The sequence below is a fragment of the Mycobacterium spongiae genome (assembly GCF_018278905.1).
Taxonomy (GTDB): domain Bacteria; phylum Actinomycetota; class Actinomycetes; order Mycobacteriales; family Mycobacteriaceae; genus Mycobacterium; species Mycobacterium spongiae.
The window spans coordinates 2,428,184-2,448,234 of sequence record NZ_CP046600.1; the positions used below are offsets into that span (position 1 = coordinate 2,428,184).

The window sequence follows — 20,051 nt, forward strand, 5'->3', positions numbered from 1 at the left end:
GGGAGTGAGGACCGCCAGAGGTTTGAGAGATTTTTTGTAGGAACGTGATCAGACAGTGACGGGAGCGCCCAATCATGTATGCGCAGTTGTGATTTCGGTCTCACCCCGGCGCAGGGCGGTCAGGCCAACAGCCTCAGTGCCAATACTGCTCGCTGAAGCCGGTCATCGCATAGCCGGCGACCGATGTGAGGGTGATGACGGCGATCGCCCCGATTGGCCAGAAGGACATGTACCAGCCCCGCAACATCGAAACGAAGGGGCCCACCACAGCGGCGGCTACAGCAACGCCGATGCCGCCCCACATCACCGGGTAAATCCAGTAGTCAACACCGAAGGGCACTGGTAGGCAGGTTTCCGGTGGGCAGATGCGTTCGGTGAAGGCGAAGAGCCTCGATGCCCAGCTGGTCATCGTGACCAAAAAGACGAGCACCCCCGATGTCGCGACGGTGACGAAGGCATCCCAGGGGACTATCCGCAGCCGCAGGACCGCCGGTTGCCGGTCGGTGGAGTCGTCGCGCACCCCGACGGCGTCCGTGTTCGATTCGGGTTGCGCATTCTCGGGCTGATCGGGCGACGGCATGCATGCATGCTCCCCGATGGCCACGATTTGCGCGACTTGGCTGCTCAGGTCGTGCGTTCGATAGCGTGAAGATTCGTAAGCTCCACCTCGGCCGGGCCTGGACTCCGCCCACGGAATCCGGCAGCTAGCCGCGTCTTGGGACGGACGTCCTGCTCCGGGTCTGCATTACCCTCTGTCTCCATGGCTGCGGCGACTCCAGGCTTGACGCCCGAGCAGGTCAGCGCAATCGATGTCGCCCACGTGTGGCACCCATACAGCACTATCGGCAGCCCGAAACCGCAGGGGCCCGCACCGAACCTCGTTGCCGTGGCCGCTCGCGGCGCGTGGCTGACGCTGATCCGCGACGGCAAGCCGATCGACGTGCTCGACGGCATGAGCTCCTGGTGGACCGCGATCCACGGTCACGGCCACCCGGTCCTCGACGCGGCGTTGACAACGCAGCTTGGCGCCATGAATCACGTCATGTTCGGTGGTTTGACCCATGAGCCGGCGGCCCGGCTGGCAAAGCTGCTTGTCGATATCACCCCGGCCGGCTTGGAGACGGTTTTCTTCAGTGACTCCGGTTCCGTCTCGGTAGAAGTCGCGGTGAAAATGGCGCTGCAGTATTGGCGCAGCCGTGGCAAGTCGGGCAAGTACCGGCTGATGACCTGGCGGGGCGGCTATCACGGCGACACTTTCACGCCGATGAGCATCTGCGACCCCGTCGGCGGCATGCACTCCTTGTGGACCGACATTCTGGCTCGCCAAGTGTTCGCCGAGCAGGTGCCGCGAGATTACGATCCCGCCTACATCGCGGCGTTCGAAGCCCAGCTCGCCCAGCATGCGGCCGAACTGGCCGCCGTGGTTGTCGAACCCGTCGTGCAGGGTGCCGGTGGGATGCGTTTCCACGACCCGCGGTATCTCCGTGATCTTCGCGACATCTGCCAACGTCACGAGGTGCTACTGATCTTCGACGAGATCGCGACCGGCTTCGGCCGGACCGGCGAACTCTTCGCCGCCGATCACGCGGCGGTGAGCCCGGACATCATGTGCGTCGGCAAGGCGCTCACCGGGGGATACCTCAGCTTGGCCGCCACTTTGTGCACGGCCGACATCGCGCACACCATCAGCGCCGGGACAGCCGGCGCGCTGATGCACGGGCCGACATTCATGGCCAACCCGCTGGCCTGCGCGGTGTCGGTCGCCAGCGTTGAGACGCTGCTGGCCCAGGACTGGCGGTCGCGAATCGCCGGGTTGGCCGCCGGGCTGACCGCGGGCTTGGACGCTGCCCGCGCCTTGCCCGGGGTAGCCGAGGTGCGGGTGTGTGGCGGTATCGGCGTCATCGAATGCATCCAGCCCGTCGACCTGGCAGTCGCAACGCCGACGGCGCTGGATGGCGGCGTGTGGTTACGTCCGTTTCGCAACCTTGTCTATGCGATGCCGCCCTACATCTGCACACCTGACGAGATCGCGCAGATCACCTCGGCGATGGTCGAGGTCGCGCGCCTCGTAGGCTGAGGCACCATGAACGCCCCCTCGCAGGCACCCATCGACACATGCACGCGAGCGGGTAGCGCCCCGACAGCCTTGGCTTGGCTGGAAGCGGTGGAGCTAGAGCGTCGTCAGGCGGGGCTACGCCGTTCACTGCGGCCGCGATCTGCGGTCGCCACGGAGCTGGATCTGGCTTCCAACGACTACCTCGGCCTCTCCCAACACCCCGACGTCATCGAACGTGGCGTTCAGGCGTTGCGCGTCTGGGGTGCCGGTTCCACCGGTTCGCGTCTCGTCACCGGCGATACCGAGTTGCACCAGCAATTCGAGTCGGAGCTTGCCGAGTATGTCGGGGCCGCCTCGGGCTTGCTGTTCTCGTCGGGCTACACGGCGAACCTCGGAGCCGTCGCTGGCTTGACTGGCCCGGGGTCGCTGCTGGTGTCGGACGCCTATTCACACGCTTCCCTGGTTGATGCCTGCCGGTTGTCACGGGCCAGAGTGGTGGTGACGCCGCATCGAGACCTGGACGCGGTCGACACGGCACTGGGATCGCGCGACGAGGAGCGCGCCGTCGTCGTCACCGATTCGGTGTTCAGCGCCGACGGCGTCTTGGCCCCGGTTCGCGAATTGCTCGACGTGTGCCGGCGGCATCGGGCGCTGCTCATTGTCGATGAGGCCCACGGTCTTGGCGTGCGCGGCGGCGGGCGCGGGCTCCTCCATGAACTTGGGCTTGCGGGCGCACCCGACGTGGTCATGACCACGACCTTGTCGAAGGCGCTGGGCAGCCAGGGCGGAGTGGTGCTCGGGCCTTCGGCGGTACGGGCACACCTGATCGACGCCGCACGGCCATTCATCTTTGACACCGCCTTGGCGCCCGCTGCGGTCGGCGCCGCGCTGGGCGCGCTGGGCGTCCTGAAGGCCGAGCCGTGGCGGCCGGACGCGGTACTCCGGCATGCCCGCGAACTGGACCAGATCTGCAGAGCGCGCGGCAACGATGCTGGCCGCGGCGCGGCCGGGCGAGGAGCGGCCGGGCAGTGTGGGATCTGCCCGCCCGAATCGGCGGTGGTGTCGGTGATCTTGGGGGATCCGGAGGTAGCGCTCGCCGCCGCGATGGCCTGCCTGGACGCCGGGGTGAAGGTCGGCTGCTTCCGGCCTCCGGCGGTACCCGCCGGGACGTCACGGCTGCGGCTTACTGCGCGCGCATCGTTGGATTCCGAGGACCTCGAGCTGGCCCGCCGAGTCTTGACAGACGTACTTGGTCGGGCTGCCGGGGCGCGCCCTTGACCGTCCTGTTCGTCACGGGTACCGGCACCGGGGTAGGCAAGACGGTCACCACCGCTGCCCTGGCGTCCCACGCACGGCAGGCCGGCATGGACGTGGCGCTGTGTAAGCCCGTGCAGACCGGGATTGACATCGGCGATGACGACCTGGCGGAGCTGGCTCGGCTGTCTGGGGTCAGCGAGCTGGCCGGGTTGGCGCGCTTTCCGCTGCCCATGGCACCGGCCGCCGCGGCCGAGCAGGCCGGGCGGCAGTTGCCCACTCGCGAGCAGGTGTTGCAGGTCATCGTTGGCCTGGACCGCCCCGGGCGGCTGACCCTTGTCGAAGGCGCCGGCGGGCTGTTGGTGCAACTGGCGGACCCGGACGTGACCCTGCGTGATCTCGCTGCCGACTTGCGCGCCGCGGCGATTGTCACCGTTGCCGCGGAATTGGGCACTCTCAATCACACCGCGCTGACTCTGGAGTCGCTTGCTGGGCAGGGGGTTTCGTGTGCGGGTCTAGTGATCGGCAGCTGGCCGGCCCGACCCGGGTTGGTGGAGATTTCGAATCACGCTGAGCTGGCTCGGTTGGCCCCGGTGCGGGCTTCACTGCCCGCCGGGGCTGGATCGATGGATTGTGCCGGCTTCGCGGCCATGAGCGCGGCCGCGTTCGACCGCGACTGGGTAACCGGTCTGGTGCGGTGATGGTGCATTCCATCGAGCTGGTCTTCGACCGCGACACCGAGGCGGCAGTTCGTCATATCTGGGACGGCTTGGCCTCCGTGGGGATACCCAGCCAGGCGCCGGCTAGCCGTCCGCATGTGACCCTCGCCGTTGCCGACCGGGTCGCCCCCGAGGTCGACGACCTGCTGGGTCCCGTTGCCGACGGGCTGCCGCTGGCCTGCGCGATCGGTGCCCCGGTGTTCTTCGGGCGGGGGAACCTCGTCCTCGCGCGGCTGGTGGTGCCGACTCGTGATCTGCTGGCGCTGCACGCCGAGGTGCATCGGCTATGTGCTTCCCATCTGATGCCGGGCCCCATGTCCAATAGCCTGCCGGGTCAGTGGACCGCACATGTCACATTGGCTCGCCGGGCCGGGGGCGCCCAGTTGAGCCGGGCGCTGCGTATCGCGGGACGGCCGGCACAGATCGACGGGCAATTCGCAGGCTTGCGCCGCTGGGAGGGCAACAAGCGCGTCGAGCATCTGATCCGCTGAGATGGGCCAGGAGGCCAGCCGGGCCGTCCGAATGGGCGCCGGCGGGTGGATCGGTGCGGTTGACCCAACGTCGGCCCGGCGCACGCGCGAAGGCGAATTGTCGAGAACGTAGCTGGGAGAGCTCCTGACGGGGCTACGATTTCTACGGCTGATTCTTCGATGACGACGAGACATTTGGCCTCGTCGGTTGCGCGCAGATGGAGATGGTCGGCATGTCACTTGTGATGGTGGCCCCGGAGCTAGTTGCGGCGGCAGCGACCGATCTGGCCGGTATCGGTTCCGGCATCAGCGCGGCCAATGCGGCAGCGGCGGCCCCGACGACGTTAGTACTGGCCGCGGCCGAGGATGAGGTGTCTGCAGCTCTGGCGGCGTTGTTTGGGGGGCACGGCCGGGCCTATCAGACGCTCAGTGCCCAGGCGGCGGCCTACCAGGTCCGGTTTGTGCAGGCGTTGACCGCGGGCGCGGCCGCGTATGTGGGTGCCGAGGCGGCCGCAGCGACGCCGCTGCAGGTCCTGCAGCAGGACGTGCTCAATGCGATCAACGGCCCCACCCAGGCGTTGTTGGGGCGCCCGCTGATCGGCAATGGCGCCAACGGGGCGCCGGGCACCGGGGCCAACGGTGGGGACGGCGGGATCTTATTCGGCAACGGCGGCAACGGCGGGTCGGGCAGCAGCGCAGGGGGGCCGGGCGGCAACGGTGGGGCCGCCGGGCTGTTCGGCAACGGCGGCGCCGGCGGCGCCGGCGGGAGTGTCAGCGGGGTTGGCCCGGCCGGGGCCGGCGGCGCCGGGGGCACCGGCGGCATCCTGGTCGGTAACGGCGGCGGCGGCGGGGCCGGCGGCATAGCTGGCGCGATGGCCGGGGTCAGTGGGTCGGGCGGGGTTGGCGGTAACGCTATCGGGCTGTTCGGTCACGGTGGGGCTGGTGGGCTAGGCGGTCAAGCCGCGAGAGACGGCTTTGGCGGGGCCGGTGGGGCCGGCGGGCATGCCGGGCTGTTCGGCGACGGTGGTATGGGTGGGAGCGGTTCTACCGGCGGCGCTGACGGCTTTGGTGGGGCCGGTGGGGCCGGTGGGGCAGGAGGCATGATTGCCGGAATTGGCGGGGCCGGGGGCGCCGGCGGCAGTGGTGGTACCGGCGGCATCGGGGGAGCCGGTGGGGCCGCCGGGTTGTTCGGCGACGGCGGCGCCGGCGGCGCCGGCGCGCAGGGCACCGCGGCCAGTGGCGACGGCGGAGCCGGCGGGACAGGTGGCCTCCTCGCCGGGGACGGCGGGGCCGGTGGTAACGGTGGCAATAACCCCACTGGCGCTGACGCTGCCGGGGTCGCCGGGGCCGGCGGCGCGGGCGGGACCGCCATCGGGCTGTTCGGCAACGGCGGTGCCGGTGGGGCCGGTGGACAGGGCGCCTTCGGCACCGGCGGCACCGGCGGCAGCGGCGGGGCCGGTGGCCGCGGCGGGCTGCTGATTGGCGACGGTGGCACCGGTGGTGGCGGCGGGGTCGGCAGGCTGGTCGCTGGTGACGGCGGGTCCGGCGGCATGGCCGGGCTGTTCGGTAGCGGCGGCGCTGGCGGAGTCGGTGGGCAGAACCTCGACCCGGCCAGTCCGGGAGGTGACGGCGGCAACGGCGGCAACGCGCAGCTGATCGGCAACGGCGGCGCCGGGGGGAACCCCGGGATCGGGGGCGCCGGCGACGGTAGCCGCGGTACCGGCGGTGCCGGTGGACTCCTGTTGGGTTTGCCCGGTGACGCGGCCAACGCCACTCCGCTGCAGATCGTGCAGCAGGACGTGCTCAACGCGATCAACGCACCCACCCAGGCATTGTTCGGGCGTCCGTTGGTCGGCGACGGCGCCGACGGGGCGCCGGGAACCGGAGCCAATGGCGGCGATGGTGGCATCTTGTTCGGCAACGGCGGCAACGGCGGATCCGGCACGAGTGCCGGCGGGCCCGGCGGCAATGGTGGGGCCGCTGGGTTGTTCGGCAACGGTGGTTCCGGCGGCGTCGGCGGGAGTATCGACGGGGCTACTACAGCCGGGGCTGGCGGCGCTGGTGGTGCTGGCGGCATCCTCTTCGGCAACGGCGGGGGCGGTGGTAGCGGAGGGGCCAACGCCGACGGCGCCGCCGGGGCCGGCGGGGCCGGCGGGGCCGGCGGCAACGCCACCGGGTTATTCGGTCACGGTGGCGCAGGCGGGCAGGGCGGTGTCGGGGGTGGCGGTGGCGGCACCGGTGGAGCGGGTGGCCGCGGTGGCCTGCTCATTGGTGACGGCGGGGCGGGCGGCGCTGGCGGTACCTCCGGCGCCGGCGGGGGGGCCGGCGGGGCCGGCGGTCACGCCGTCGGACTGTTCGGCAGCGGAGGGGCCGGCGGCGCCGGCGGCCAGGGGGGCGGCACCGGCGCCGGCATCGGCGGGGCCGGCGGCAATGCCGGCCTGTTCGGTAACGGAGGGGCCGGCGGCACGGGCGCCAACGGCGGCACGCCGGGTGTCGGCGGGGCTGGTGGGGCCGGCGGCATTGTCGCTGGCGACGGCGGGGCTGGTGGGGCCGGCGGCAACAATCAGAGCTTCAGCGGCAACGTCGCCGCGGACGGCGGGGCCGGCGGGGCCGCTATCGGGTTGTTCGGCAATGGTGGTGCCGGTGGGGCCGGTGGACATGGCGCCCTTGGTGTCAATGGCACCGGTGGGGCCGGCGGGGCCGGCGGTCGCGCCGCGCTGCTGATCGGTGACGGCGGCATCGGCGGTAGCGGCGGAGCTGGCAGCGACGTCGCCGGTGACGGCGGTGCCGGCGGGACTGCCGCGCTCATCGGCGGCGGCGGGGCCGGCGGCGTCGGCGGGCAGAATTCGAACGCCGCCGGTACAGGCGGTAGCGGCGGTGACGGCGGCAGCGCCCAGCTGATCGGCAATGGCGGTGCCGGCGGTGACGCCGGGGTTGGGATTGTTTCCAACGGTACCGGCGGTGCGGGCGGTGTCGGTGGAACCGTGTTGGGCTTGCCTGGGGTGAACGGTCAGACGTAGCCGACGGGCGCGCAGTCGATCTTCCGCTGTCATACCGCGCAACATGCGAGCAGGCCAACAGGCCCGCCGCGGCCACCTGGCGTTTGTGCGCATGCGGACCGCTACCCTAGCCTGAACACCGTTTTATCGCGGCTGCCGAGCACGCGGCAGATTGCATTTGCTTGCTCGAACACGACACGACACGAGATTGTGGGGGAGTACCTGGTGACACAGGCGACGACTCGACCGGCCACCGGCGCAGACGGCTATTCAGACATTGTGGGAGTGGCCCGCCAGCAAGTGCTTGAGCGTGGTGAGGGATTGTCCCAGGACCAGGTGTTGGAAGTGCTGCAGCTGCCCGACGACCGCCTCGAGGAACTGCTGGGGCTGGCACACGAGGTGCGGATGCGGTGGTGCGGGCCAGAGGTCGAGGTGGAGGGCATCATCAGCCTGAAAACCGGTGGCTGCCCCGAGGATTGTCACTTCTGCTCCCAGTCGGGGCTCTTCGCCTCGCCGGTGCGTGCGGCCTGGCTCGATATTCCCAGCCTGGTCGAGGCGGCCAAACAGACCGCCAAGTCGGGGGCTACCGAGTTCTGCATCGTGGCCGCGGTCCGTGGGCCCGATGAGCGGTTGATGGCCCAGGTCGCGGCGGGAATCGAGGCGATCAAGAACGAGGTCGAGATCAACATCGCGTGTTCGCTGGGGATGCTGACGACCGAGCAGGTGGACCGACTCTCAGCGATGGGCGTACATCGCTACAACCACAACCTTGAGACCGCCCGGTCGTTTTTCACCAACGTCGTCACCACTCACACGTGGGAAGAGCGTTGGCAGACTCTGTCCATGGTGCGTGACGCCGGCATGGAGGTGTGCTGCGGCGGGATTCTGGGGATGGGAGAAACGCTCGAGCAGCGTGCCGAATTCGCCGCTAACCTGGCCGAGCTGGGTCCCGACGAGGTCCCGTTGAATTTTCTCAACCCGCGACCCGGTACTCCGTTCGGCGACTTGGAGGTGATGCCGGCCAGCGAAGCGCTGAAGTCAGTAGCTGCCTTCCGGCTGGCCCTGCCGCGCACAATGCTGCGGTTCGCCGGTGGGCGCGAAATCACCCTGGGTGATCTCGGTGCTAAGCGGGGCATCCTCGGCGGCATCAACGCCGTGATCGTCGGGAACTACCTGACCACGCTCGGCCGGCCGGCGGAGGCCGATCTTGAATTGCTCGACGACTTGCAGATGCCGCTCAAGGCGCTCAACGCCAGCTTGTAGGGAAACCGGGTTAGGACTAGTTGGAGCTGGGAACCGTGGTACGAGATCTGGGCGCTCCGGTTAGTGCCGGTGGCTACAACGTCTACACCGGGGAGTCAGCGGGTGCCCGCACGCCGACGGCGGCACAGTTGGGCCTGGAGCCGCCGCGGTTTTGTGCCCAATGTGGACGCCGGATGGTCGTGCAAGTTCGACCTGATGGCTGGTGGGCTCGATGCTCGCGACACGGATCGGTGGACTCGGCCGATCTGGAGGCGCAGCGGTGACCCAACCGTCCGAGCCCGAGCTTTCGGTGCAGCCGCTACCGCCGGGACCTTCTGGTGAGCCGCGCACACCGCGGGCGCGCGCGCTGGTGGCTGTAATGCTCGGCTTGGTGGCCGCGGGTCTGGTGGTCGGTGGGCTGTGGGCCTGGCTGGCGCCGTCGATCCATGCGGTGGTGGCGATCAACCGCGCGGGTGAGCGCGTGCATGACTATCTGGGCACTGAATCGCAGAACTTCTTCGTCGCACCATTCCTGCTGCTCGGGCTGTTGAGTGTGCTAGCCGTGGTGGCGTCGGTGTTGGTGTGGCAATGGCGAGAGCACCGCGGACCCGGCATGGTCGTGGCGCTGTCGATCGGATCGATGGCCGCGGCCGCCGCGGCGGCGGCGCTGGGGGCGCTGTTGGTTCGGCTGCACTACGGCGTCTTGGACTTCGACACCGTCCTGCTCGCCGCGAGCGACCACTCGTTGACTTACGTCACTCAGGCGCCACCGGTGTTCTTCGCCCACCGGCCACTTCAAATGGTGGCCACCGTGGTGATGCCGGCCGCGATTGCTTCGCTGGTGTACGCGCTGATTGCGGCCGGGACGGCGCGCGACGACCTAGGCGGCTATCCGCCTGCCGAGCCGCCGTCGGACAAGACTCCCGCGGAGCCGGAGGCTTCGCAACCCGCGGTGCAGTAGCGCGTTGCAGGGCGCTTTACAGCCTTATAGGGGGCGCCGGTGCAGCTTCCCGCCGGTGACGACCCTGGCTGCGATCTTGAGCAGTCGCGCCATGCCGACGTAGGTCATCGGATTGAACATCGTGGGCCATGTGGTCCGCCTGAGGTGTTCAGTCAAGGGCCGCCGCTCGAATCGGTCGATCAGCCAGCGGAGCGCCATGGGCGCAGATAGCGGGTGCAGGAACATATGTTCGTTGAAGGCGTCGCGATGATAAGTCACCTCGGCGCCGCCAGCCGAATAGGTGTCGGCCAATGCGTCGATGTCGTCGACGTCGATCAGGTAGTCATGCACCGCCTGCACTATCAGCACTGGTGGTGTGGGCACCGCCGCCCCTAGCTTGATGTCGTCGAAGACGTGAGAAACCTCGGGTGTCGACAGGATGTCCTCAAGCGGTTCATCGAGGAATTCACTCATATCCCTGCCGGCCATCTGGATGACCGCTCCGGCCGTCGTCATTTTTTCCAGCCGCTTCAGCAGCGCGAGGCCCTCGTCGTTGGTGTGTTCTTTGATCACCCGGTCCAGGCCGGGGTAGGCGTAGACGAGCGCGGCCACCACCAATGCGGGCAAACCGGCTAGCAACGTGCCGTTGAGCCGGCGGAAGGTATGGCCCAGGTCGCCGACGGGTGATCCCAGCACTGCCCCGACGATGTTCAGCTCAGGCGCGTACTCGCCACACATTTCGGCAGCCCACGCGCTTGCAAGCCCGCCGCCGGAATAGCCCCAGAGGCCGATCGGCGCGGACGGGGACAACGCGACGCGGTCCGAACTCAGGCTGGCCCGGATCCCGTCCAGGACGCGGTAGCCAGGCTCGTACGGCGCGCCCCAGATACCCCGTAAGCCTTCATGGTCCGGCACGGATACCGCCCAGCCTTCGGCGAGCGCCGCCGCAATAAGCAAGAGTTCTAGCTGAGTCAATGACCCCACTGCGTGCGCCCGGCGGCGTAGCGCATACGACGGAAAACACCGGGAGGATATGGCGTCGATCGCGCACTGATACGACAGCAGGGGGCAGGTCTGTCCGGGGGCAACCTCTTCCGGCACGATTACCGTGGTCACCGCAGCCTCAGGATTGCCGTGGAGATCCGTGGTCCGATACAGCAGTTGGGTAGCGGTGATCTGCTGCGGAACTAGACCCAGAAATGCCAGCTCGACGTCGCGTGACCGCAATACGGTCCCGGGCGCGGCGTGGTGATATCCAGTGGGGGGAAGGCAAAAGGGATCGTCTGTCGGCAGCAGCGGACGAGCCTTGGGTTGCAAGTTCTCATGCGGTGGTCGGGCGATCCACTTCGCATCCGTCGCACCAGCCAGATTGCCGAGCTGCTCCATTGAGGCTCCCTTCGTGGCCAAATCGGCATTCGTGCGCATTGCAGACCCCGAACAAAGGTATGGCAGCGCAGTTAGCCAGCCGCACAATGCCAGCATCCGCTGGCGCCCAACGATCTCTTAACGACGTCTTATCCAACTTATTGGGCTCTTATGCAACGTACCGGAACCCGCGGCGCCACGGCGACAAGACCCGCCGTGTCGCTTGTCACACCATGGACCACGGGACAACTCCGGGCCAAGTTCGGTGTCGCCGACGGCGGAGGCCGCCGCGAAATCCAGGACGCATGGCGGATCCGTTGTCGGCTACCCGTCGCGGATTACAGCTCGATCTCGGACGCCTACCGTTACGCACACAAACAAAGGGAGGCAACCACTTTCGGTGAGGGGAATCACTCGCACGTGGGGTAAATGACCAGTACCGTGAAGCTGGTGCTCCTGGTGTCCAGGAGGCAAACGTGACTGACGTGATCACTGAGAATCACCGAGAATTCGGTCGCGTTAGCTGCGCGAGACGGCCCTCTGGTGCCTGGCGCAACGTCGACGAAAGGGGCGGGCCATGACTTCTCGAGTCACAGTCACCGTGACCTTGCACGATGGGCAGGTCATCACATTCGATACGAGCAATACCGACCAAGAGGCGGGCACGTCGTACTCCGTAGATGCCGCTGGGGTGTTGACGATTGAGTCCAAACAGCCAATGCCGGCCGGGGAACTGGTAGTCACGCGCCAGCTGTACAGCCCGGCCGCCTGGCACCGTGTCGACGAAGCCAACTCGACAACGCTGTGTGCCGTGCCTGCGTGGGTCTCTGGCGTGATCGGCTCGTCGATCTAGAGCGGACACATGTGATCCGCCGGGCGTCGCGTCGGCCACCCGGGGCCGGGTCTAGCCGGGAGGCCGTAGCGCGGCGAACTCGTCGGTGACCCGCAGCTGGGAGTCGGTAAATCGGTATAGCGCGGCCGGTCGCCCGCCGCTGCGGCCGGACGCGGCGATCGTGCCCGTCTGGGTGATGACCTTGCGGCGCGCCAGAACCCGCTGCAGGTTGGTGGCATCCACCTGATAGCCCAGCGCGGCGCCGTAGATATCGCGCAGCGTCGAGAGAGCGAATTCTTTTGGTGCCAAAGCAAATCCGATATTGGTGTACGACATCTTGGCGACCAACCGGGTTCGGGCGTGCGCCACCATCGGGCCGTGATCGAACGCCATCCGCGGCAGCGAACTCACCGGCTGCCAGTGAGTGTCGGGCGGCAACTCGGGGTTCGCGGGGGAGGGTACGAGCCCGAGGAATGTCGACGCAATCATCCGGCTGCCGGGCACGCGATGGGGATCGGAAAACACAGCTAGCTGCTCCAGATGAGCGAGTTCGCGAAGATCGACCTTCTCGGCGAGTTGACGACGAACTGACGCGGTCATGTCTTCGTCGGCCCGCAGCCGGCCACCCGGCAACGACCAAGCGCCGCGTTGTGGGTCCCTGGCCCGTTCCCACAGCAGCACGTTGAGCTGTGGTTTTGCTGTCCCTCGGGCCGTTCCCACTCCGCCGACCTGGAATACGACGGCGAGCACTTCATGATCGGTGTTACCATAGGCCATGTTTTCGATTATAAGTCGAAAACCTCTTCGGGTGCGGAAGGAGCGGTAATGGCGGTGCTGAATCGCGCAGAAGCGCTCACCGATGACACTGCTGAGATGACCGCTCGCATCAGCAATTCGCCACACGGCTACGGAGGTGTCGATGGCGACCAGCGGTGGGCGGCCGAGGTTCGGCGACTGGCGAAATTGCGCGGGGCTACCGTGCTTGCCCACAACTACCAGCTACCGGCAATCCAGGATGTAGCCGATCACGTCGGGGATTCGCTGGCCCTCTCGCGGATCGCGGCCGACGCCGCCGAGGACACCATCGTGTTCTGCGGCGTGCATTTCATGGCGGAGACCGCGAAAATTCTCAGCCCCGACAAGACCGTGCTGATTCCCGACCAACGGGCCGGTTGCTCGTTGGCTGATTCGATCACTCCCGATGAACTGCGTGCCTGGAAGGAGGAACATCCCGGTGCCGTCGTGGTGTCGTACGTCAACACCACTGCGGCGGTGAAAGCGCTTACCGACGTCTGTTGCACGTCATCCAACGCGGTCGACGTGGTCGCGTCCATCGACCCAGACCGTGAGGTGCTGTTCTGCCCGGACCAATTTCTGGGCGCACACGTGCGCCGGGTGACGGGGCGCAAGAACGTCCACGTGTGGGCCGGCGAATGCCACGTGCATGCCGGCATCAATGGTGACGAGCTCACTGACCAGGCTCGCCTACATCCCGATGCCGAACTTTTCGTGCATCCGGAGTGCGGATGTGCCACCTCGGCGCTCTACCTCGCCGGCGAAGGCGCGTTCCCGTCGGACCGAGTGAAGATCTTGTCCACCGGCGGCATGCTTGACGCCGCTCATGAGACGCGCGCTCGCAAGGTTCTGGTTGCCACTGAGATCGGCATGCTGTATCAACTCCGCCGGGCGGCGCCCGATGTCGAGTTCCGCGCGGTCAACGACCGGGCGTCATGCAAGTACATGAAGATGATCACCCCGGCGGCTCTGCTGCGTTGCCTGGCGGAGGGCGCGGATGAAGTCCATGTCGACGCTGAAATCGCGGCAGCGGCCCGGCTCAGCGTGCAGCGGATGATCGCAATTGGGCAGCCGGGTGGTGGCGAATGAAGGCCGGCGTCGCCTGGCGAGATGCGGCCGATGTGGTCGTCATCGGTACCGGGGTGGCTGGATTGGCCGCTGGTCTGGCAGCCCATCGCGCGGGTCGGCGCGTCGTTGTCCTCAACAAGTTCGCCACGACGTACGGGTTGACCGCCACGCACTACGCCCAAGGTGGAATAGCGGTGGTGCTGCCGAACACCGACGACTCGGTTGAGGCGCACGTCAGCGACACTCTGGCCGCGGGCGCGGGCCTGTGCGATCCGGTCGCGGTCCGCTCGATCGTCGCCGACGGGTACCGCGCGGTTACCGACCTCGTTGGAGACGGAGCGCGGTTCGACGAATCGGCCCCCGGTCGGTGGGCGCTCACGCGTGAAGGCGGGCACTCGCGGCGTCGCATCGTTCACGCGGGCGGGGACGCCACTGGCGCGGAAGTTCAGCGCGCGCTCGACCAGGCCGCCCGCCTGCTGGACATCCGCACCAGTCACATGGGCATCCGGGTATTGCACGACGGCACCGCGGTGACCGGGGTGTGGGTGGTCAATCCGGATGGGTGCGGCATCATCAGTGCGCCCTCGGTGATCCTGGCCACCGGCGGTCTCGGGCAGCTCTACAGCGCGACCACCAATCCCGCCGGCTCCACCGGCGATGGCATTGCGCTGGGTTTGTGGGCCGGCGTCGCGGTCAGCGATCTCGAGTTCATCCAGTTCCACCCGACGATGCTTTTCGCTGCCGGTGATGGCATCGCCACACCCAACAGCGTCAGCGGCCGGCGCCCGCTCATCACTGAAGCCATCCGCGGCGAGGGTGCGATATTGCTGGATAGGCAAGGCAATTCGGTGACGGCAGGCGCTCATCCGATGGGCGACCTGGCACCCCGCGACGTCGTCGCGGCCGCCATCGAGGCGCGGCTGACAGCGACCGGAGATCCGTGCGTATACCTTGACGCCCGCGGCATCAAGGGCTTCGAGTCCCGCTTCCCGACGGTTACCGCATCGTGCCGTGCCGCTGGTATCGACCCCGCCCGTCAACAGATCCCGGTTGTACCGGGAGCGCACTACAGCTGCGGTGGCCTCGTCACCGATGTATACGGCCAGACAGAGCTGCCGGGTCTGTACGCCGCCGGTGAGGTGGCTCGGACCGGGATGCACGGTGCCAACCGACTGGCCTCTAACAGCCTGCTGGAAGGGTTGGTTGTCGGCGAACGTGCCGGGAAGATGGCAGCCGCGCATGCGAGAGCAGTGGGGCGTTCACACGCAGCCTCGCCCGACCCGCTAGTCCACAACGCCCCTGATCGCACCGAACTGCAGCGTGCGATGAGCGGCTGCGCCGCCGTGGTGCGTGACGCCTCCGGACTTCAGCACGTGTCGGACCTACTGTCGGCCGCGCCGGTCCGCGACGTCGCTTGCCGACGTGATTTCGAGGACGTGGCGTTGGCGGTGGCAGCGTCGACGGTGACGATCGCCGCTCTGGCTCGCACTGAGAGCAGGGGATGTCACCACCGTGTGGAATACCCGAATACCGTGGCGGACCAAGCCCGCAGTGGCGTCGTCCGATATGCCGAGGACCACAACGCGGTGTGCGTGCAGACCCTGGCCGCGGTCGGCTGATGAGGCTCTCCGACGGCGAGCTGGCCGCGATTCGAGAAACCATTCGGCGCGGTCTTGACGAGGACCTCTGCTACGGACCGGACGTCACGACACTCTCCACGGTTCCCGAAGGCGCGATGACGACGGCGGCGATGGTTCCCCGCGAACCCGGTGTGATCGCCGGCGTTGACGTCGCCTTGTTGGTGCTCGACGAGGTGCTGGGAAACGCGGGCTATCAGGTAGTTGACCGCGTCGAAGACGGGGCACGGTTGACGTCGGGTGAACCGCTGTTGACGGTGCGGGCCGAAACGCGTGGTCTTTTAACCGCGGAGCGCACGATGTTGAACCTGGTCTGCCATATGTCGGGTATCGCCACCGTGACGGCGGAATGGGTGCAGGCGGTGTGCGGCACCAAGGCCAAGGTTCGCGATACCCGCAAGACTCTGCCAGGCATGCGCGCGCTACAGAAATACGCCGTGCGCGTCGGTGGTGGCGTCAACCATCGATTGGGGCTGGGCGACGCGGCCTTGATCAAAGACAACCATGTCGCTGCGGCGGGATCGGTGGTCGCGGCCCTGCGGGCGGTGCGAGACGCCGCGCCCGACCTGCCCTGTGAGGTCGAGGTGGACTCGCTGGAGCAGCTCGACGCCGTGTTGGCCGAGAAACCCGAGTTGATTCTGCTGGACAACTTTCCGGTATGGCAGACGCAGATGGCCGTACAACGTCGGGACGCTAGGGCGCCGGCCGTTCTCCTCGAGTCGTCCGGCGGGTTGGTCCTGGAGAACGCGGCTGCGTACGCCGCAACGGGCGTCGATTTCCTCGCCGTGGGTGCACTGACTCACTCCGTCCGTGTCCTCGACGTTGGCCTGGATTTGTAGTCTGGCCCGGATCTTCTCGTCGACGGCATCTCTCAGTTAGTGACGGTGATGCGGCGAGCAGGTTCGTCGATCCGGAGCGCTGGGAGTCGACCGTGAACGTGTGGCGAGATTTTGGCCAGGATTCGACCCTAGGGACACACTGAACGCCCTAGGCGCACACTCGTCAGCCGGTTCAGGCGATGTTGGCGACGAAAACCCCCATCCGGCCCACCTGCATGCGCGCCATCCGCGGCAGCCCCTGGCCGTCGGAGCCGGCGGGCACAATCCGGGGGTTAACGATGTGCACGTCGCTGCGGGTGTAGTGGACGTCGGCCTCGCCGGCCGCGAGCACATTCTTGACCCAATCGGTCTTGCCATGGGCGAGTGCGATCGCCAGCACGTCGCCTTTGCGGTAGGTGGTCACGATGGTCTTATAGGGCTTTCCCGACTTGCGACCGCGGTGCTCGATGGTCGCGGTTCCCGGCAGATAACGCGCGATTGGCTTGAGAGCTGGATTGATGTACCTAATTTGGAAGCGCTCGAACCAGGGAGGAAACACCATGGGCACGCCTGGGGCGTTGTTCGGATGATCCTTTGCCGACATCGTGGCTCCCTACTAAAACTCGGCGAGTGCGGGTAATGGCCCTGCATCCGAACTGTACCGGTCGGAAATCCGGTTGATCTGCTCTGGGACAATGGCAGCTGTGAGCACGCAGTCGCCTGGGACGAAACCTGTGCTGGCCCGTATCGACTTACGGGGTGCGGAATTGACGGCTGCCCGGCTGCGGGCGGCGCTGCCGCGTGCTGGTGCCGATGTGGAGAGCGTGTTGCCGAAAGTGCGGCCGATCGTGGCTGCCGTGGCCGAGCGCGGGGCCGAAGCCGCATTGGAGTTCGGCGCCTCATTCGACGGGGTGCGCCCGCCGGCTGTCCGGGTGCCGGGTGCGGCGCTTGACGCCGCGCTGGGCCGATTGGACCCCGACGTGTCTGAAGCGCTGCAGGTGATGATCGCACGGACCCGGGCCGTGCACGACGACCAGCGCCGCAGAGACGTCACCACGACACTCGCTCCGGGCGCGACCGTAACCGAGCGATGGGTCCCCGTCGAGCGGGTTGGTCTGTATGCGCCCGGCGGTGCTGCGGTGTACCCCTCCAGCGTGGTGATGAACGTCGTGCCTGCTCAGGCCGCTGGTGTCGACTCGCTGGTCGTGGCCAGCCCGCCGCAGCCGGACTTCGACGGATTACCGCACCCGACAATCCTGGCCGCGGCCCGGCTCTTGGACGTCGACGAGGTGTGGGCAGTCGGCGGTGCGCAGGCGGTGGCCTTGCTGGCCTACGGGGGAACGGATACCGATGCCGAAGAGCCGGGCGCGGGGTCCGAGCTGGTGCCCGTCGACATGATCACGGGGCCCGGCAACATCTACGTTACCGCCGCGAAGCGAGTGTGCCGATCCCAGGTCGGCATCGACGCGGAAGCGGGGCCCACCGAGATCGCCATCCTCGCCGACCACACGGCTGATCCAGCGCACGTCGCGGCCGACCTGATCAGCCAGGCCGAGCACGACGAGATGGCGGCCAGCGTGCTGGTCACCCCGAGCATCGACTTGGCCGAGGCCACCGACGCCGAGGTGAGTGCCCAGCTGCGGACTACGGTGCATCGTGAGCGAGTGACAGCTGCATTGTGTGGACGTCAATCGGCCATCATTCTGGTCGACGATCTGGATTCGGGCGTCAAGGTCGTGAATGCTTACGCCGCAGAGCACTTAGAGATTCAAACGGTTGACGCGCCGCAGGTTGCCGGCCAGATCCGCTCGGCTGGTGCGATTTTCGTCGGCCCGTGGTCCCCGGTGAGTCTCGGCGACTACTGCGCGGGGTCCAACCATGTGTTACCGACCGCGGGTTGCGCCCGGCACTCGAGCGGTCTGTCCGTGCAGACATTCCTGCGCGGGATCCATGTCGTCGACTACACCGAGGCGGCCCTCAAAGATGTCTCCGGGCATGTGATCACGCTGTCGAAGGCTGAAGACCTGCCTGCGCACGGTGAGGCGGTACGCCGGAGGTTTGAGCGATGACCGAATCCGCGCGGCGGGTCACCACCGACGACTTGCCGCTGCGCGACGACTTGCGCGGCAAATCGCCTTATGGGGCGCCGCAATTGGCCGTTCCGGTCCGGCTGAACACCAACGAGAACCCCCACCCTCCCACCAAGGCGCTGGTCGACGACGTCGCGCGGTCGGTGCGCGAAGCGGCCGTCGATCTGCATCGCTACCCCGAACGCGACGCGGTCGCGCTGCGAAGCGATTTGGCTGCCTACCTGAGCGCCCAGACCGGCAACCGGGTTGACCTCGAAAACGTTTGGGCTGCCAACGGTTCCAACGAGATTCTGCAGCAGCTGCTGCAGGTCTTCGGAGGCCCGGGGCGCACCGCAATCGGTTTCGTCCCTTCCTACTCGATGCACCCGATCATCTCGGACGGCACCCACACCGAGTGGATCGAAACGGTGCGCGCTCGCGATTTCAGCCTCGACGTCGAGGCCGCCGTGGCCGCCGTTAACGATCGCAAACCTGACGTAGTCTTTGTCACTAGCCCCAACAATCCATCCGGGCAAAGCGTTTCGCTAGCGGATTTGCGCTCACTGCTCGATGCGGTGCCGGGAATCATGATCCTCGACGAGGCCTACGGCGAATTCTCCTCCTCGCCCAGCGCGGTTTCACTGATCGAGGAGTATCCGACCAAGCTCGTCGTCACCCGCACCATGAGCAAGGCGTTTGCCTTCGCCGGCGGCCGACTCGGCTATCTGATCGCCACACCCGCGGTGATCGACGCGATCCTGTTGGTGCGACTGCCGTATCACCTGTCGTCGGTCACCCAAGCAGCCGCCCGGGCGGCGCTGCGGCACGCAGATGACACGTTGAACAGTGTCGCAGCGTTGATCGTGGAACGGGAACGGGTGGCAACGGCATTGACCGGGATGGGTTTCAGCGTTGTCCCGAGTGACGCCAACTTTGTGCTCTTCGGCGAATTCGCCGACGCACCCGTCGCCTGGCAGCGATACCTGGATTCCGGGATCCTGATCCGTGATGTCGGGATTCCGGGCTACCTGCGCGCCACCATCGGGCTGCCAGAGGAGAACGATGCGTTTCTTCGGGCAAGCGCCGGCGTTGCCGCTCAAGACCTGGCCTCAGCTTCCGTCAGCCCCGTAGGAGCACCGTGACCACCACATCAGCAAGCCCCGGAATTCGCTGTGCACGTATCGAACGCCGCACGCGCGAATCCGATATCGTCATCGAGCTGGACCTCGATGGAGCGGGACAGGTGCACGTCGACACAGGCGTCCCGTTCTACGATCACATGCTCACCGCCCTGGGCAGTCACGCCAGCTTCGACCTGTCTGTGCGCACCAAAGGTGACGTCGAGATCGAAGCGCATCACACTATTGAGGACACCGCGATCGCCCTAGGCCAGGCACTCGGGCAAGCGCTCGGCGACAAGAAAGGCATCCGACGGTTCGGCGATGCGTTCATTCCGATGGACGAGACGCTGGCCCACGCTGCTGTCGACGTGTCCGGCCGGCCCTACTGCGTGCACACCGGTGAACCCGATCACCTACAGCACACCACCATTGCCGGCAGTGCGGTGCCCTACCACACCGTCATCAACCGTCATGTCTTTGAAACTCTGGCGGCCAACGCTCGTATCGCGCTGCACGTGCGCGTGTTGTACGGACGCGATCCACACCACATCACCGAAGCGCAGTACAAGGCGGTCGCGCGTGCGTTGCGTCAGGCTGTCGAGCCCGATCCCCGGGTTTCGGGTGTGCCCTCCACCAAAGGTGTTTTGTGAGTAGCACTTCCCGGCA

19 protein-coding genes are annotated in these 20,051 nt (G+C 67.2%); 15 read left to right on the plus strand and 4 right to left on the minus strand.

Going from position 1 to position 20,051, the window contains the following annotated elements:
• Positions 1-133: 133 nt before the first annotated feature.
• Complete coding sequence (locus F6B93_RS09915) at positions 134-580, minus strand: hypothetical protein (RefSeq protein WP_211698941.1); 447 nt, start codon at positions 578-580, stop codon at positions 134-136.
• Positions 581-760: 180 nt separating this feature from the next.
• Here F6B93_RS09915 and F6B93_RS09920 point away from each other — a divergent pair, with 180 nt between their 5' ends.
• From F6B93_RS09920 to F6B93_RS09955, 8 genes are all read left to right on the plus strand, one after another.
• Positions 761-2,077 carry an adenosylmethionine--8-amino-7-oxononanoate transaminase gene (locus F6B93_RS09920; RefSeq protein ID WP_211698942.1) on the plus strand — a complete coding sequence of 439 codons (1,317 nt, stop codon included), beginning with the start codon at positions 761-763 and terminating at the stop codon, positions 2,075-2,077.
• Between the two features lie 6 nt (positions 2,078-2,083).
• Complete coding sequence (locus tag F6B93_RS09925; RefSeq protein ID WP_211698943.1) at positions 2,084-3,334, plus strand: 8-amino-7-oxononanoate synthase; 1,251 nt, start codon at positions 2,084-2,086, stop codon at positions 3,332-3,334.
• Positions 3,331-4,011, plus strand: a complete 681-nt coding sequence (gene bioD / locus F6B93_RS09930) for a dethiobiotin synthase (protein WP_211698944.1) — start codon at positions 3,331-3,333, stop codon at positions 4,009-4,011. The genes F6B93_RS09925 and bioD overlap by 4 nt, the downstream gene beginning before the upstream one ends.
• The gene (locus F6B93_RS09935; protein ID WP_211699389.1) at positions 4,011-4,520 is read left to right on the plus strand and encodes a 2'-5' RNA ligase family protein; all 510 of its coding nucleotides are present in this window, start codon (positions 4,011-4,013) and stop codon (positions 4,518-4,520) included. The genes bioD and F6B93_RS09935 overlap by 1 nt, the downstream gene beginning before the upstream one ends.
• A gap of 212 nt (positions 4,521-4,732) precedes the next feature.
• Entirely contained in the window at positions 4,733-7,519 is a 2,787-nt protein-coding gene (locus tag F6B93_RS09940) for a PE family protein (RefSeq protein WP_211698945.1), read from the plus strand.
• A 204-nt stretch (positions 7,520-7,723) separates the two neighbouring features.
• Entirely contained in the window at positions 7,724-8,761 is a 1,038-nt protein-coding gene (bioB, locus tag F6B93_RS09945; RefSeq protein ID WP_211698946.1) for a biotin synthase BioB, read from the plus strand.
• A 35-nt stretch (positions 8,762-8,796) separates the two neighbouring features.
• Positions 8,797-9,024, plus strand: a complete 228-nt coding sequence (gene bsaP / locus F6B93_RS09950) for a biotin synthase auxiliary protein BsaP (protein ID WP_211698947.1) — start codon at positions 8,797-8,799, stop codon at positions 9,022-9,024.
• A gap of 95 nt (positions 9,025-9,119) precedes the next feature.
• Positions 9,120-9,701, plus strand: a complete 582-nt coding sequence (locus F6B93_RS09955; RefSeq protein WP_246541117.1) for a DUF2567 domain-containing protein — start codon at positions 9,120-9,122, stop codon at positions 9,699-9,701.
• 24 nt (positions 9,702-9,725) lie between these two features.
• Here the strand turns inward: F6B93_RS09955 and F6B93_RS09960 are convergent, their stop codons facing one another.
• Entirely contained in the window at positions 9,726-11,066 is a 1,341-nt protein-coding gene (locus tag F6B93_RS09960) for a lipase family protein (RefSeq protein ID WP_211698949.1), read from the minus strand.
• 556 nt (positions 11,067-11,622) lie between these two features.
• Here F6B93_RS09960 and F6B93_RS09965 point away from each other — a divergent pair.
• A complete protein-coding gene (locus F6B93_RS09965) occupies positions 11,623-11,898 on the plus strand; it encodes a hypothetical protein (protein ID WP_211698950.1) in 276 nt (91 codons plus the stop codon).
• A gap of 51 nt (positions 11,899-11,949) precedes the next feature.
• Here the strand turns inward: F6B93_RS09965 and F6B93_RS09970 are convergent, their stop codons facing one another.
• Positions 11,950-12,654: an NUDIX hydrolase gene (locus tag F6B93_RS09970; protein ID WP_211698951.1), complete on the minus strand. Its 705-nt coding sequence runs from the start codon at positions 12,652-12,654 to the stop codon at positions 11,950-11,952.
• Between the two features lie 48 nt (positions 12,655-12,702).
• Between F6B93_RS09970 and nadA the strand changes: the two genes are divergently transcribed.
• From nadA to nadC, 3 genes are read left to right on the plus strand one after another with little or no spacing between them, the layout of a single operon-like run.
• The gene (nadA, locus tag F6B93_RS09975; protein ID WP_211698952.1) at positions 12,703-13,761 is read left to right on the plus strand and encodes a quinolinate synthase NadA; all 1,059 of its coding nucleotides are present in this window, start codon (positions 12,703-12,705) and stop codon (positions 13,759-13,761) included.
• The gene (locus F6B93_RS09980; RefSeq protein WP_211698953.1) at positions 13,758-15,359 is read left to right on the plus strand and encodes an L-aspartate oxidase; all 1,602 of its coding nucleotides are present in this window, start codon (positions 13,758-13,760) and stop codon (positions 15,357-15,359) included. The genes nadA and F6B93_RS09980 overlap by 4 nt, the downstream gene beginning before the upstream one ends.
• On the plus strand, positions 15,359-16,216 hold the full coding sequence (gene nadC / locus F6B93_RS09985; protein ID WP_211698954.1) for a carboxylating nicotinate-nucleotide diphosphorylase: 858 nt from the start codon (positions 15,359-15,361) through the stop codon (positions 16,214-16,216). Before F6B93_RS09980 ends, nadC begins: the two co-directional genes overlap by 1 nt.
• Before the next feature lie 172 nt (positions 16,217-16,388).
• Here the strand turns inward: nadC and F6B93_RS09990 are convergent, their stop codons facing one another.
• A complete protein-coding gene (locus tag F6B93_RS09990; RefSeq protein WP_211698955.1) occupies positions 16,389-16,799 on the minus strand; it encodes a nitroreductase family deazaflavin-dependent oxidoreductase in 411 nt (136 codons plus the stop codon).
• Positions 16,800-16,929: 130 nt separating this feature from the next.
• Between F6B93_RS09990 and hisD the strand changes: the two genes are divergently transcribed.
• From hisD to hisB, 3 genes are read left to right on the plus strand one after another with little or no spacing between them, the layout of a single operon-like run.
• Positions 16,930-18,264: a histidinol dehydrogenase gene (gene hisD / locus F6B93_RS09995; protein ID WP_211699390.1), complete on the plus strand. Its 1,335-nt coding sequence runs from the start codon at positions 16,930-16,932 to the stop codon at positions 18,262-18,264.
• Positions 18,261-19,406 (plus strand): histidinol-phosphate transaminase, encoded by a 1,146-nt coding sequence (locus tag F6B93_RS10000; RefSeq protein WP_211698956.1) that lies wholly within the window; start codon positions 18,261-18,263, stop codon positions 19,404-19,406. The genes hisD and F6B93_RS10000 overlap by 4 nt, the downstream gene beginning before the upstream one ends.
• Complete coding sequence (gene hisB, locus F6B93_RS10005) at positions 19,403-20,035, plus strand: imidazoleglycerol-phosphate dehydratase HisB (protein ID WP_211698957.1); 633 nt, start codon at positions 19,403-19,405, stop codon at positions 20,033-20,035. The genes F6B93_RS10000 and hisB overlap by 4 nt, the downstream gene beginning before the upstream one ends.
• The last annotated feature ends 16 nt before the right edge of the window (positions 20,036-20,051 follow it).